Raw genomic sequence first — 13,246 nt, forward strand, 5'->3', positions numbered from 1 at the left:
GGAGAACCTGATGGCCACCCCCTATCGCGACCTGTTCGCGGCCCCCGGCACCGCCGGCCTCGCCCTGGCCGGGCTGCTGGCACGCCTTCCTCTACCGATGACCGGTATCGGCATCATCACCCTGCTGTCCCAGCTGCGCGGCAGCTATGCACTGGCCGGTGCGGTGTCGGCCACCTTCGTGCTGACCTACGCGTTGCTGTCGCCGCAGGTATCGCGCTGGGTCGACCGGCGCGGGCAGGGCAGGGTGCTGCCGTGGGCCACCGCGGCCAGTGCGGCCGGGTTGCTGTTGCTGCTTGCGTGCACGCTGCTGGCCGCGCCGGACTGGACGCTGTTCATTGCAGCGATGCTGGCCGGTTGCATGCCCAGCGTGTCGGCGATGGTGCGCGCGCGTTGGACCGCGATCCATCGCGGATGCCCGCAGCTGCAGACTGCGTATTCGCTGGAGACCGTGTTCGACGAGGTGACCTTCATCGCCGGGCCACCGTTGTCCGTCGGGTTGTCGGTGGCGGTATGGCCGCAGGCCGGCGTGCTGGCCGCCGCCCTGCTGCTGGTGCTCGGGGTGACCGCACTGGTTCTGCAACGCGGTACCGAACCACCGCTGCAGCACTGCGAAGGCGCAACACCCTCGCGCTCGCTGCTGCGGCAAGCGGAGATCCGCATGCTGGCGTTGCTGATGCTGGCGATGGGTGTGATTGTCGGTACCGTCGACATCACCAGCGTGGCCTTCGCCGAACAGCGCGGGCAGCCACTGGCTGCCAGTTGGGTGCTGTCGGCCTATGCGCTGGGCAGCTGCGCGGCGGGCCTGCTGTTTGGTGCGCTGAAGCTGCAGATCCCGTTGCCGCGCCTGTTGCTGACCGGAGCAGCGGCCACTGCATTGGCCACGCTACCGCTGCTGTGGGTCGGCAGCCTGCCTGCCCTGGCCGTTGCCGTGTTGCTGGCCGGGGTGTTTTTCGCGCCGACGATGATCGTGGCGATGTCGCTGGTCGAACAGTACGTGCCCGAATCGCGCCTGACCGAAGGCATGACCTGGTTGCTGGCCGGATTGAACATCGGCGTGGCGCTGGGCGCGGCGCTGTCTGGGCGGAGTGTCGATGCGGGGGGCGTGCGCAGCGGCTTTGTTGTTGCGCTGGTGGCAGGCGGTGGCGTGCTGCTGTTCGCCGTGCTCGCGCACCGTGCACTGCGCCCGTCTGCCTCGACCACATCCCCTGAAGGAATCGTCCCGTGAGCGCTTCATCGCCTGCGCACGCCGCGCCTGTGCCTCGTCATCCGTGGTGGGCGGTTTCCGCCGTCGGCCTCGCCACGTTCTCGGTGGTCACCACCGAAATGCTGCCGGTCGGCCTGCTGACCCCGATCGCCGAAGATCTCGGCGCGTCCACCGGCACCGCCGGCCTGATGATCTCGCTGCCGGCCCTGCTGGCGGCAGTGTTCGCACCGCTGGTGGTGATCGCAGCCGGTGGCATCGATCGCCGTCGCATGCTGTGCGCGCTGCTTGCGCTTCTGCTGGTCGCCAACCTCGCGTCGGCGCTGGCACCGGGCATCGGCTGGCTGTTGGCCGCACGGGTGCTGGTGGGGTTCTGCATGGGCGGCATCTGGGCCATCGCCGGCGGTCTGGCCGCGCGCCTGGTGCCGGCTGACCGCATCGGCCTGGCTACCTCGATCATCTTCGGCGGCGTGGCCGCAGCGTCGGTGCTGGGTGTTCCGTTGGGCGCGCTGATCGGGGATGCATTGGGTTGGCGCAGCGCCTTTGCAGCGATGGCGTTGTTCAGTGCGGCGGTGATGCTGCTGCATCTGCGGGTGGTTCCTGCGTTACCTGTAAGTACATCGGTGCGGCTGCGGCAGTTCGTGCAGCAGCTTGGCCAGCGTGACCTGCGGCATGGCCTGTGGCTGACCGTGCTGCTGGTGTCCGGGCACTTCATCGCCTTCACCTACGTGCGGCCGCTGCTGACGTCCGTCTCGGGCGTGGAGGCGTCGTGGATCGGGGCACTGCTGTTTGCCTACGGCTTGGCCGGCATCGCCGGCAACTTCATCGCCGGGCCGCTGGCAGCACGCCATCCGCGCGGTACGTTGCTGGCGATCGCATCGGGCCTGCTGCTGACGCCGCTGCTGTTGCTGTGGCTGGGTGGCACGCCGAGCGGTGGCATTGCGGTGCTGCTGCTATGGGGCCTGGCCTATGGCGGTGTATCGGTGGGCCTGATGAGCTGGATGATGAAAGCGGTGCCGCAGGCCGTGGAGATCGCCACCGCCCTGTATGTGGGCGTGTTCAATATCGGCATCGCGCTCGGCGCGTGGGGCGGGGGACGGCTGCTGGATGGTGTCGGCCCATACGCCACGCTTTGGGCTGCTGCGGTGTTGGCTGCGAGCGCTCTGCTGATGGTTGCCACCACCCGCAGGTAGATCCACGCCATGCGTGGATTCCTGCCCCGTGCCAACCAAGGTTGGCAGCTACCAGAGCGGGGCATTTGCCAACCCGGGTTGGCAGCTACCGGGAAATGAAACGGGCGCCTTTCGGCGCCCGTTCCGGTTACATCACCACACCTTGACCCGCTTGTCCGGGGCCAGGTACAGCTTCTGGCCTTCCTTCACTTCGAACGCCGGGTACCAGGCGTCGATGTTGCGCACGGTGAGTGCGCGGAACTGGCCCGGTGCATGCACATCGGTCAGCAGCGAGTTGCGCAGCGCCTGCTCGCGGCTCTTGCTGCGCCACGCCTGGGCGAAGCCGAGGAAGAAGCGCTGGTCGGGGGTGAAGCCTTCCAGGGTCTGGCCCGGCTTGCCCTGCAGCGACAGCTGGTAGGCATCGTAGGCGGTACCCAGGCCAGCCACGTCGGCGATGTTCTCGCCCAGGGTCAGCTTGCCGTTCACATGCACGCCCGGGAACGGCTCGTAGCTGCTGAACTGTGCGGCCAGCGCATCACCAGCGGCGTTGAACTGCTTCAGGTCTTCAGCGGTCCACCAGTTGTGCAGCTTGCCGGTCTCGTCGAACAGCGCACCGGCGTTGTCGAAGCCGTGGCTGATCTCGTGGCCGATCACTGCGCCGATGGCGCCGTAGTTCACCGCGTCGTCGGCAGCACCGTCGAAGAACGGCGGCTGCAGGATCGCGGCCGGGAACACCAGGCGGTTCTCCAGCGGCACGTTCATCGCGTTGATGGTCTGCGGCAGCATCGCCCACTCGCTGTGGTCGACCGCCTTGCCCAGCTTGGCGATGTTGCGCTGGTACTCGAACAGTTCGGCGCGCTGCGCATTGCCCAGCGCGTCATCACGGCGGATCTCCAGGCCGGTGTAATCACGCCACTTTTCGGGGTAACCCATGCCCACGGTCAGGCCGGCCACCTTGGCCTTGGCGCTGGCCTTGGTCTGCGGCGACATCCACGCGAGCGCGTCGATGCGCTTGGCGAAGGCGGCGATGATGTTCTTCGCCATCTCGTCCGCGCGTTCCTTGGTCTTGGCGTCGAAGTGCTTCTCGACGTAACGCTTGCCGATCGCTTCGCCGATGGCATGGTTGGCGTCGTCCACTGCACGCTTCCAGCGGTCGCTCTGCTGCGGCGTGCCGCTCAGCGTGGTGCCGTGGAAGGCGAAGCGGGCATCGGCGAATTTCTTCGGCAGGTAGGCAGCGGCGCGGTCCAGCGCGTGGAAGGCCAGGTAATCCTTCCAGACATCCAGCGGCTCGGTGGCGACCAGCTTGGACAGGCCGGCCACGGCCTTGGGCTGCCAGACGATGAAGTCCTGCTGCTTGCCCAGCGCAGCCGCGTCGAGGAAGGCGTTCCAGTCCATGCCCGGCGCCTTGGCATTGAAGTCGGCCTGGGTCCAGGGATTGGCACCCTTGGTCACATCATTGGTTTCTTCCTGGGTGGCGTGCGCCTGCGCGATCTTCGTCTCCAGCGCGAGGATGCGCTGCGCCTTGCCCGCCGGATCGGCGACACCGGCCAGCTGCAGCATCTGTGCGATGTAGGCCTGGTACTGCCTGCGCAGCTCGGCCATGCGGCCGCCGCCCAGGTAGAAGTCACGGTCGGGCATGCCCAGGCCGCCCTGCACCAGGTACGGCGCGTTGCGGTCCGGCTGCAGCAGGTCCACCGACACCCACAGGCCGAACAGGCGGTCGGTGTAGAAGTTGGTCGCATTGAGCAGGTCGACGTCGGCGCGCATCTCGCCGCCGAGGGCACGCGCCAGGCCGGCCTTGTCGGCGATCGCATCGATGGCCTTCAGCTGCGGCTGCACCGGCGCGATGCCGTGCTGCTCGATGCCGGCTTCGTCCATGTAGGCGGCGTAGTAGTCGCCGATCAGCTTGTCATCACCGCTGGCCTGGGTGTTGCCGGCGGCGCCTTCGAGAATGGCGCGGGTGTCGGCCAGGGTCTTCTCGGCGATGACGTTGAAGCTGCCGAAGCGCGAGCGGTCGGCCGGGATCTCGGTGTTCTTCACCCAGGTGCCGTTGGCGAAGCCGAAGAAATCATCGCCGGCGTTGATGCTGCGGTCCATGCCGCTGGCATCGAAGCCGAAGCTGCCCAGCATCGGCTTGGCGGCCGCAGGTGCGGCATCGGCCGGCGCGGCGGTGCCGGCAGCCGGATCGGCCGGGCGGTCGCAGGCGGCCAGGGACAGGCTGGCAACGATGGCCAGTGCCAGGGTGGGACGGCGCAGCTTGGACATGGACTTCTCTTGCAGCGGAAAACCCCAAGTCTAATCCGCTCCGCCCCGGCTGGGCCTCCCGTAGTGCCGCCCGCCCTGTGCGGGATCTGGCTGAACGCGCGGAAGCGATCTTCACGCCGTCACCGGTGTGGTGCATGCTGGCCTCAGGAGCCCTGCGCGGATACGGGGAGGTGGCCATGCGGGGGCGGGTCAGGCGTCAAGAATGGCGTCCGCCGGCCGTTGAGGTCGGGGATGTGGAGGATTCGTTCGCGCATGAAGCCAGCCGACTGCACAAGGAAGACCAACCGATGCCCGCGCTGAAACGGGCGTTGGCCCGGCCGCTGCGCGCCATTACCTGGGGCGGGGTGTTGCTGGGCATTCTGCTGGTGGCCGGGTTGACCACCATGCTGGCCAACGACCATCACCGCCGGCTGGAGGCCGCACAGCGCCAGAGCCGTGCACTGGCGGTGGGCAGCGAGCGCCTGCTGGCGCTGGAGCTGCGCAACCTGGAGCGGGCGATGTCCGGCATCGCCGCCGATGCCGTTGAAGTGTTCCGCAGCGTGCCCGCGCAGGCGCCGGCGCTGCTTGATGCCTCCATCGGCGGCGTGCTGCGCCGGCATGCCGAGCTGCACAGCATCGTGGTGCTGGACAGCTATGGCCGCGCCCTGACGGCCGGCAAAGGTGACCTGAACCTGCCGCTGTGGACCGATCCGCAGCGCCGCGGCCTGGGCAGTTCGCTGTACATCGGCCCGCCGCTGCGCGCCAGCGACGGTGGCTGGGTGGTGCCGCTGGCGCTGCCGATGGCCGGTGACCGCTGGTTGCTGGCGCGGCTGCGCTGCGGCGAACTGCAGCGCATCATCGGCGGCCTCGATGTTGGCCCGAACGGGCTGGTGTCGATCAGCGATGCGGAAGGCTACATGCTGGCCCGCGTACCGGACCCGCACGGCACGGTCGGCCGACGCTACGATCTCCCGCATCGCGACCTGCTCGGCAAGCAGGCCGTGGTCGAGCTGGGCAGCCTGCCGGGCGCGGTCGATGGTGTGCAGCGCATCATCACCATCAGCACGCTGGAGCGCAGCCCGCTGGCGGTGCAGGTCGGGTTGGCCGATGAGGACGTGCTGGCGCCATGGTGGCCCTACCTTCAGGCGTCAGTAGCGATCGTGCTGGTCTACGTCGGGGTGCTGCTGGTCCTGCTGTACGCGGTGCGCCGCAGCACCCGCCGCCAGCAGTCGATGGCGGAGGAACTGAAGACCGGGCATGCCGAGCTGCGCCTGGCCCACCAGGTCGGGCGCGTCTGCACCTGGTACGTGGACGAGGATGCCGCACTGTTGCGCTGGTCACCGCTGGCGCGTGAGATCTTCGGCGTGCAGACCGATGCGCTGCCGGTGGCCGATTTCTTCGCGCGCGTGCATCGTGATGATGCAGCGCGCCTGCAGCAGGCCTTCGACCAGGCCTTCGCCGGTGGCGCGGTGCTCGACCAGGTGTTCCGCCTGGTACTGCCCGGAGGCGCAGTGCGCTGGGCGGGCGCACGCGGGCAGCGGGTGGAGGTGGCCGACAGCGAGCGCCGCATGATCGGTGCGCTGACCGACCTGAGCGAACGCTACCAGGCCCGCGAGCAGATGAGCGAAGTGGAACGCCGCTTCCGCCTGTTGTTCGACCGCAATCCAGCGCCGTTCTGGGTGTTCGATCCGGATACGCTGCGCTTCATCGAGGTCAACGATGCCGCCGTGCGCCAGTACGGCTACAGCCGCGAGGAATTCCTGGCGATGAGCATCCTCGACATCCGCCCGCGCGAAGGCTGGGACGAGGTGAAGGGTGCGATCGCCAAGGCCCGTGTCGGCGAGCTGCAGGATGCCACCGTGCGCCTGCACCGGCGCAAGGACGGCAGTGTGTTCGAAGTGCGCGCACACCTGTCCAGGCTCGATTTCGATGGCCAGCCCGCCTGCCTGGTGCTGGCCGAGGATGTGAGCGAACGGCTGGCTTACGAGCGCGACCTGGCCTACCAGGCGCGGCACAACCCGGCCACTGGCCTGCTCAACGTGCGTGCGTTGACCGAGCAGCTGGACGAGCAGCAGGAGGGCTACACCATCGCGTTCGTGCAGCTGCGCGGCCTGCAGCTGGTGGCCGATACGCTGGGCCGCGAGATCGGCGATGCGGTGCTGCAGTCGATGGCGACCCGGCTTGGTGGCCTGGGCGCGCGCTGCGGCACGCTGGCATTCCAGCCGGCGGAGGACTTCGTGTTCGCCATCGGTGCCGAGCACGATACCCAGCGCGTGCTGGACGACCTGCTGCAGATCGTGTCGGCGCCGATGCGCGGCAAGGATTCGCTGCACCAGTTCGAGCCGCGCATCGGCGTGGCCGTGCACATTGCCGGCGACGGCCACAGCGCCGAGCAGGTGATCGGCATGGCCGCACAGGCCGCGCATGCCGCGCGCGCCGAAGGCAATGTGGTGGTCTGGTTCGACGCGGCGGTGACCACGCGGCTGGCCGACCGCCTGCGCCTGGCCGGACGCATCCACGCCGCCATCGACAACGAGTTCCAGCTGTATTTCCAGCCGATCCGGCACGCCAGCGATGGCAGCCCGGCCGCGCTGGAGGCTCTACTGCGCTGGCCGCAGGCCGATGGCAGCTTCATCCCGCCCAACGAGTTCATCCAGCTGTGCGAGGACACCGGGCTGATTCTGGCGCTGGGCCGCTGGGTGATCCGTGCGGCGGCGAAGGCGCAGCGCCGGCTGGTCGAGGCCGGTTGGGGCGAGCTGCCGATCGCGGTCAATGTATCGGCGGTGCAGTTCTTCAACAGCGATCTGGTGGCCGAGTTCACCCGCGCGCAGCAGGAGTTCGGCCTGGCCCGCGGCGCGCTGCACGTGGAGCTGACCGAGAGCAGCCTGATGCGCAAGCCGGCGCAGGCGATGCAGACCATGCAGCGCCTGCACGAGCAGGGCATCAGTGTGTCGCTGGATGATTTCGGTACCGGTTATTCCAGCATGTCCTACCTGCAGCACCTGCCATTGGACATCCTGAAGATCGACCGCAGCTTCGTCGCCGACGTGGAAACCAATCCGCGCAATGCCTCGATATGCCGCGCGCTGCTGTCGCTGGGCCACAGCATGGGGCTGACCATCATCGCCGAAGGCGTGGAGACGCCCGGACAGCTGGACTGGCTGGCTGCGCACGGCTGCGACCAGGTGCAGGGTTACCTGCTTGGGCGGCCGGCGCCGCTGGAACGGATCATCGAGGCGCTGGATGAGGTTGCCGCCTAAGTGGTAGTGCCGGCCGCTGGCCGGCATTCGCCCAGGACCGGGATGTGTCTGATTGCCGGCCAGCGGCCGGCACTACCGGCAAGCGCCAGACTCGGCTACACCCCGGCATCCACCAGATGGTCGATGAAACTGCGTACCTTCGGTGCCAGGTGGCTGCGGCTGGTATAGACCGCGAAGATGCCGATCGGCGAGGCCTCCCACTCGGGCAGAACGCGCACCAGGCGGCCATCGGCCAGTGCGTCTTCCAGCAGGAAATCGGGCTGCAGGATCACGCCCATGCCGGCGATTGCTGCTTCGCGCAGCACGTCGCCGTTGTTGGCGTGCAGCAGGCTGCTCACCGCCACCTTCACTTCGCCGCCGGGCCCCTGCAGCGGCCAGTTGTTGCCGGCGGCCCAGTAGCTGTAGCTCAGGCACGCGTGTGCCTGCAGGTCCTGCGGCGTCTGTGGGGTGCCGCGTGCGGCCAGGTAGGACGGCGCGGCGCACAGGCTCACCCGTGATTCGCCCAGACGTCGCGCGATCAACGTCGGCCCCGGCTCGCGGGTGATGCGGATGGCGACGTCGTAGCCTTCCTCGACCATGTCCACCAGCCGGTCGGACAGGGCCAGGTCCAGTTCCACCTGCGGGAAGCGTTCGCGGTAGCTGGCCAGCAGCGGGCCGAGGCGGGCGATGCCCCAGCTGACCGGTGCGTTGATGCGCAGCGTGCCGGAGGGCTCCAGCGCCTGCGCGCCGATGCTGGCCTCCAGCGCGTCGAACTCGGCCAGCAGGCGCACGCACTGGGCGTAGTAGGCGGCACCGGCACTGGTCGGGCTGACCCGGCGCGTGGTGCGGTGGAGCAGGCGGGTGGACAGGCGCTTTTCCAGCGCGGCGACCTGGCGGGTGACGCCGGCAGTGGACATATCCAGGGCCTGGGCGGCGGCACTGAAGCCGTTGCGCTCGACCACCGCCACGAACACGCGCATCGCCTCGAGGGTGTCCATTGTTGCGCCTTTTGAAATAAATACGGTCAATCCATCGTATTTATTGGTCCACGAAGGCGCAATAACCTGTGCCCACTCCCTTCAAGGTGTTTCCCCATGCACACCACGACCGCTCCTGTTTCGCCGCTGGCCCCGTACGGCGTCACCCTGCTGCGCCTGGCCCTGGGCGTGCTGTTCCTGGTCCATGCGCTGATCAAGCTGCTGGTATTCACCCCGGCCGGCACGGCGGCGTTCTTCGAGTCGCTGGGCCTGCCCGGCGTGCTCGGCTACCTCACCATCGGCGTCGAGCTGGTGATCACCGTCGCGCTCCTGCTGGGCGTCTACGCACGCTGGGTGGGCCTGGTTGGTGTGCCGCTGCTGCTGGGCACCATCGTCACCGTGCACGGCGCCAACGGCTTCGGTTTTGCCAATGCCGGCGGCGGCTGGGAATACCCGGCGTTCTGGGCACTGGCGCTGGTAGTGCTGTTCCTGGTCGGCGATGGCAAGTGGACCCTGCGTTTGCGCTGATCGCCGCCTGACCCTGCAACTGGAGAATTCCATGTCCCGCCTGCCTTCGCTGTACATCTCGCATGGTTCGCCGATGACCGCCCTGCATCCGGGCCAGGTTGGCGTGCGCCTGGCCGAGCTGGCGCGCGACCTGCCGACGCCACGCGCCATCGTGATGGCCTCGGCGCACTGGCTGGGCCGGCAGCCGCTGGTCGGCGCGCATCCGCAGCCACCGACGATCCACGACTTCGGTGGCTTCCCGCGCGCGCTGTTTGAACTGCAGTACCCGGCGCCGGGCGATCCGGCGCTGGCCGAAGAGGTGGCCGGCCGCATCGCCGCCGCTGGCCTGCCGGTGGCACTCGACCCGCAGCGTGGCCTCGACCACGGTGCCTGGGTGCCGCTGCGGCTGCTGCGCCCGCAGGCCGACATCCCGGTGGTGCCGGTGTCGATCCAGCCGATGCTCGGCCCCGAGCACCAGTTCGCGCTCGGCCGCGCGCTGGCGCCGCTGCGCGAGCAGGGCGTGCTGCTGGTCGGCTCGGGCAGCATCACCCACAACCTGCACGACTGGGGCGACTACCAGGACGGCAAGGAAGCGCCGTACGTGCGGCCCTTCATCGAGTGGGTGGAGCAGCGCCTGGCCGCCGACGACCGCCAGGCCCTGCTCGATTACCGCCGGCAGGCGCCGTTCGCCGAACGTGCGCACCCGACCGACGAACACCTGCTGCCGCTGTTCTTCGCGATGGGCGCGGCCGGCGAGGGCGGCTTCGGTGCACGCCGCATCGACGCCGGTATCGATGCTGGCTTCCTCGCCATGGATCTGTACCGCTTCGACGGGGCATGAGCCGGGGCTGACGCGCGGCGGCCCCGGCCGTCGCGGTCATGGCCGCATGTGGTAGTTTTTTCCGGGTTTCCGGCGCTGGCTTGCGAGCCTCCCCGCGCGCCGCTTCCTGGAAGAAGCATGCATACCATTGAAGTCGTCCTGGCGATGCTGGTGGCCGTTGTCGCCAGCGGCTACCTGGTTCGTGTCCTGCCGTTCTCGTTGCCGCTGCCGCTGGTGCAGATCGGCCTGGGTGCGGTCATCGCCGGCGTGTTCAACCGCGGCCACGCGCTGGAGCCGGAGGTGTTCTTCCTGCTGTTCCTGCCGCCGCTGCTGTTCCTGGATGGCTGGCGTATTCCCAAACAGGGCCTGTTCCGCGACAAGGGCGCGATCCTCGAGCTGGCGTTCGGCCTGGTGGTGTTCACCGTCATCGGCGCCGGCTTCCTCATCCACTGGCTGATTCCAGTGATGCCGCTGGCGGTGTGCTTCGCGCTGGCGGCCATCGTGTCGCCGACCGACCCGGTGGCGGTCGGGGCGATCGCCTCCAAGGCGCCGATTCCCAAGCGCCTGATGCACATCCTTGAGGGCGAGTCGCTGCTGAACGATGCCTCGGGCCTGGTCTGCTTCCGCTTCGCGGTGGCGGCAGTGATGACCGGCACCTTCTCGCTGGCCACGGCCTCGCTGACCTTCGTGTGGGTGGCGGTGGCCGGCCTCGCTGTGGGCGTGGCAGTGACGCTGGGTGTGTCCACCTTCCAGCGCTGGCTGTGGCGCCGCTTCGGCGAAGAGCCGGGCGCGGCGATGCTGGTCAACCTGCTCATTCCGTTCGCAGCCTACCTGCTGGCCGAAGAGATCCATGCCTCGGGCATCCTCGCCGCGGTCGCTGCCGGTATCGCGATGAGCTATGTCGAGCTGACCGGCCGTGTCTCCGGCAGCATGCGCGTGCAGCGTGCCGGGGTCTGGAACATGCTGCAGTTCAGCTTCAACGGCATCATGTTCGTGCTGCTGGGCGAGCAGCTGCCGGGCATCGTCGAACGCGCCACCACCACCATGAACGAGACCGGCCACCAGAGTGCGTGGTGGCTGCTGGTGTATGTGGTGGTGATCAATCTGGCACTGGTCGTGCTGCGCCTGCTGTGGGTGTGGCTGTCGCTGCGCTGGAACCTGCTGCGCGCGCGTCGTCGCGGCCTGGAGCGGGGCGAGGCGCCGAACTGGCGCATCGTGGTGGCGACCTCGGTGGCCGGCGTGCGCGGTGCGATTACCCTGGCCGGCGTGTTGACCCTGCCGCTTTTCCTTCCCGACGGCAGTGCATTCCCGGCGCGTGACCTGGTGATCTTCCTGGCCGCGTCGGTGATCCTGTTCTCGCTGCTGGGCGCCAGCATCGCACTGCCGCGGCTGTTGAAAGGCCTGCAGCTGCCGTCCGATTCGGGTGAGCGCAAGGAAGAGGATCTGGCGCGCCGGCTGTCGTCGAAGGCGGCGCTGGCTGGGGTCGAGCGCATGCGCCAGCAGATGGTGATGAACCAGAACACCGAGAACGTGCAGCTGTACAACGATGCCGCCTCGCGGGTCAGCCTGCTGTACCAGCGCCACCTGGAGAAGGACAGCGACGGGCCCGACGTGGACCCGGAGAAGGTGCGGCGCATGGAACTGGGCTACCGCCAGCTGCGCAGCGCCGGCCTCAATGCCGAGCGCGAGGAGCTGTTCCGGCTGACCCGGCGCGGGGTGATCTCCGATGAGATCTCGCGGCGCCTGATCCGCAACCTGGACCTGCTGGAATCGCGCAAGCGCGAGTGACCCTGCCCCGAAACGTAGAGTCGAGCTTGCTCGACTGCTCTTTCGCAAAGCAGTCGAGCAAGCTCGACTCTACCGATCCCACGGCGCGGCTTATTCCGGCTTCTGGTCCAGGAAATACGCCTCGACCTTGCCCTTGACCTTGATGGTCATCGGGTTGCCGCGGCGGTCGCGGGCCTTGCCGGCCTGCACGCGGATCCAGCCTTCGCTGACCGAGTATTCCTCGACGTTGTCGCGCTCGACGTCGTTGAAACGCACGCCAACGCCGCGCTCCAGCGCCTGCGCATCATGGAAGGGGCTGGCCGGGTTGATCGCCAGGTGGTCGGGAGGGGTATCGCTCATCGCTTCATTCACAGTGACGGCCACCAAGGCCGGCTTCAGCGGCACAGGATAAACCGTAGAATGCCGGCCTGCCCCAGAGGAAGTTCCGCCATGCCCGACAACAGCGACTATTTCGACTTCGAGGAAGACATCCACGACTTCGACGAAGACGGCTTCGAGGCGCGGGTCTGGAACCTGCTGGTGCTGATCAACCCGGGTGACGAGGAACTGGCCCTGCAGCAGTTCAACCGCTGGCGCGAGCACCTGTCCGAGGACGGGCAGCCGCTGGAAGCGGACAGCGACTGGCTGCCGGCGCTGTTCACGGCCATTGCCTGGCAGTCCGGTTTCGAGGTGGAACGAGATGACCTGGAATCGCTGCAGTCGGCGGTGAACGAGCTGTCGGCGCGCTTCAACCTGCAGCTGGACTGGGGCGGTGACCTGGACGACGAGGACTTCGCCGAAGACCTGGACGGCGTGCAGCTGATGTCCACCGCCTTCGACCGCCTGCGCGAGCACAATTACACGCTGTGGAGCGTGGATGCCGGCAGCGACGGCTTCACCGGCGTGATGGCGCTGACCCGCGACGACGACGCGATGCTGGCGCTGTGCTCGCTGCTGAACGTGGAAATCCGGCTGGGCAGCGACCCGTTCTGAGATTGATCGGTAGCGCCGGGCCATGCCCGGCGCTCCCATCTACGGCCGGTACTGCGCCCTGGCGTTGGCGATCACCGCTTTGACCTGCTCGCGGTCGGTGTGCCTTGAGATCGCCTGCGCGCCGAGCGCGATCGCCTGCGTACGCAGCTCGGCGGTGACGTCGTAGTGGGCGCCGCTGGCCTTGTTCTGGAAGGCCCGCGGGGGAATGCCGAGCTGCGCCGCCATCGCGTGCAGCTCGGCCAGGGTGTCGGCCATCAGGTGCGCCCAGCGCTGTCCGCGCCAGGGATGCACCGCGTCATCGACGTAGACCGTCACCGCCGCGGCCG

11 protein-coding genes are annotated in these 13,246 nt (G+C 68.3%); 7 read left to right on the plus strand and 4 right to left on the minus strand.

Translation table 11 applies throughout. The annotated features are described in order from the left end of the window. The first annotated feature begins 10 nt into the window (after positions 1 to 10). Together N7573_RS13275 and N7573_RS13280 are read left to right on the plus strand one after the other, a co-directional pair. Complete coding sequence (locus N7573_RS13275) at positions 11 to 1,225, plus strand: MFS transporter (protein ID WP_279913727.1); 1,215 nt, start codon at positions 11 to 13, stop codon at positions 1,223 to 1,225. Beyond that, positions 1,222 to 2,394, plus strand: coding sequence for an MFS transporter (locus N7573_RS13280; RefSeq protein ID WP_279913728.1), 1,173 nt, complete (start codon positions 1,222 to 1,224; stop codon positions 2,392 to 2,394). Before N7573_RS13275 ends, N7573_RS13280 begins: the two co-directional genes overlap by 4 nt. A 132-nt stretch (positions 2,395 to 2,526) precedes the next feature. Here N7573_RS13280 and N7573_RS13285 read toward each other — a convergent pair whose 3' ends face one another. Continuing rightward, complete coding sequence (locus N7573_RS13285) at positions 2,527 to 4,638, minus strand: M13 family metallopeptidase (protein ID WP_279943184.1); 2,112 nt, start codon at positions 4,636 to 4,638, stop codon at positions 2,527 to 2,529. 176 nt (positions 4,639 to 4,814) lie between these two features. Between N7573_RS13285 and N7573_RS13290 the strand changes: the two genes are divergently transcribed. Further along, positions 4,815 to 7,877, plus strand: a complete 3,063-nt coding sequence (locus N7573_RS13290; protein WP_279943190.1) for an EAL domain-containing protein — start codon at positions 4,815 to 4,817, stop codon at positions 7,875 to 7,877. 95 nt (positions 7,878 to 7,972) lie between these two features. On the opposite strand, the gene N7573_RS13295 is transcribed toward N7573_RS13290, so the two are convergent. Then, positions 7,973 to 8,854 (minus strand): LysR family transcriptional regulator, encoded by an 882-nt coding sequence (locus N7573_RS13295; protein WP_279913838.1) that lies wholly within the window; start codon positions 8,852 to 8,854, stop codon positions 7,973 to 7,975. Between the two features lie 96 nt (positions 8,855 to 8,950). Between N7573_RS13295 and N7573_RS13300 the strand changes: the two genes are divergently transcribed. From N7573_RS13300 to N7573_RS13310, 3 genes are all read left to right on the plus strand, one after another. Next, positions 8,951 to 9,361, plus strand: coding sequence for a DoxX family protein (locus N7573_RS13300; protein WP_279913839.1), 411 nt, complete (start codon positions 8,951 to 8,953; stop codon positions 9,359 to 9,361). Positions 9,362 to 9,392: 31 nt separating this feature from the next. Further along, positions 9,393 to 10,181 (plus strand): class III extradiol ring-cleavage dioxygenase, encoded by a 789-nt coding sequence (locus N7573_RS13305; RefSeq protein WP_049424806.1) that lies wholly within the window; start codon positions 9,393 to 9,395, stop codon positions 10,179 to 10,181. A 117-nt stretch (positions 10,182 to 10,298) separates the two neighbouring features. After that, entirely contained in the window at positions 10,299 to 11,948 is a 1,650-nt protein-coding gene (locus tag N7573_RS13310; RefSeq protein WP_032128751.1) for a Na+/H+ antiporter, read from the plus strand. Positions 11,949 to 12,038: 90 nt separating this feature from the next. Here N7573_RS13310 and N7573_RS13315 read toward each other — a convergent pair whose 3' ends face one another. Beyond that, entirely contained in the window at positions 12,039 to 12,287 is a 249-nt protein-coding gene (locus N7573_RS13315; RefSeq protein ID WP_032128750.1) for a DUF3297 family protein, read from the minus strand. 90 nt (positions 12,288 to 12,377) lie between these two features. Here N7573_RS13315 and N7573_RS13320 point away from each other — a divergent pair, with 90 nt between their 5' ends. Beyond that, positions 12,378 to 12,920 (plus strand): hypothetical protein, encoded by a 543-nt coding sequence (locus N7573_RS13320; protein WP_049398337.1) that lies wholly within the window; start codon positions 12,378 to 12,380, stop codon positions 12,918 to 12,920. Between the two features lie 39 nt (positions 12,921 to 12,959). On the opposite strand, the gene N7573_RS13325 is transcribed toward N7573_RS13320, so the two are convergent. Further along, positions 12,960 to 13,235: a DUF4031 domain-containing protein gene (locus N7573_RS13325; protein ID WP_032128749.1), complete on the minus strand. Its 276-nt coding sequence runs from the start codon at positions 13,233 to 13,235 to the stop codon at positions 12,960 to 12,962. Positions 13,236 to 13,246 lie beyond the last annotated feature (11 nt).

The sequence above is a fragment of the Stenotrophomonas sp. GD04054 genome, assembly GCF_029836955.1.
GTDB lineage: Bacteria > Pseudomonadota > Gammaproteobacteria > Xanthomonadales > Xanthomonadaceae > Stenotrophomonas > Stenotrophomonas maltophilia_A.

What these genes read in the sequence shown, in the direction of transcription:
- N7573_RS13275 (WP_279913727.1), top strand. Translation starts at nt 11, where the DNA reads ATGGCCACCCCCTATCGCGACCTGTTCGCGGCCCCCGGCACCGCCGGC.
- N7573_RS13285 (WP_279943184.1), bottom strand. Translation starts at nt 4,638, where the DNA reads ATGTCCAAGCTGCGCCGTCCCACCCTGGCACTGGCCATCGTTGCCAGC.
- N7573_RS13290 (WP_279943190.1), top strand. Translation starts at nt 4,815, where the DNA reads ATGCGGGGGCGGGTCAGGCGTCAAGAATGGCGTCCGCCGGCCGTTGAG.
- N7573_RS13295 (WP_279913838.1), bottom strand. Translation starts at nt 8,854, where the DNA reads ATGGACACCCTCGAGGCGATGCGCGTGTTCGTGGCGGTGGTCGAGCGC.
- N7573_RS13300 (WP_279913839.1), top strand. Translation starts at nt 8,951, where the DNA reads ATGCACACCACGACCGCTCCTGTTTCGCCGCTGGCCCCGTACGGCGTC.
- N7573_RS13305 (WP_049424806.1), top strand. Translation starts at nt 9,393, where the DNA reads ATGTCCCGCCTGCCTTCGCTGTACATCTCGCATGGTTCGCCGATGACC.
- N7573_RS13310 (WP_032128751.1), top strand. Translation starts at nt 10,299, where the DNA reads ATGCATACCATTGAAGTCGTCCTGGCGATGCTGGTGGCCGTTGTCGCC.
- N7573_RS13315 (WP_032128750.1), bottom strand. Translation starts at nt 12,287, where the DNA reads ATGAGCGATACCCCTCCCGACCACCTGGCGATCAACCCGGCCAGCCCC.
- N7573_RS13320 (WP_049398337.1), top strand. Translation starts at nt 12,378, where the DNA reads ATGCCCGACAACAGCGACTATTTCGACTTCGAGGAAGACATCCACGAC.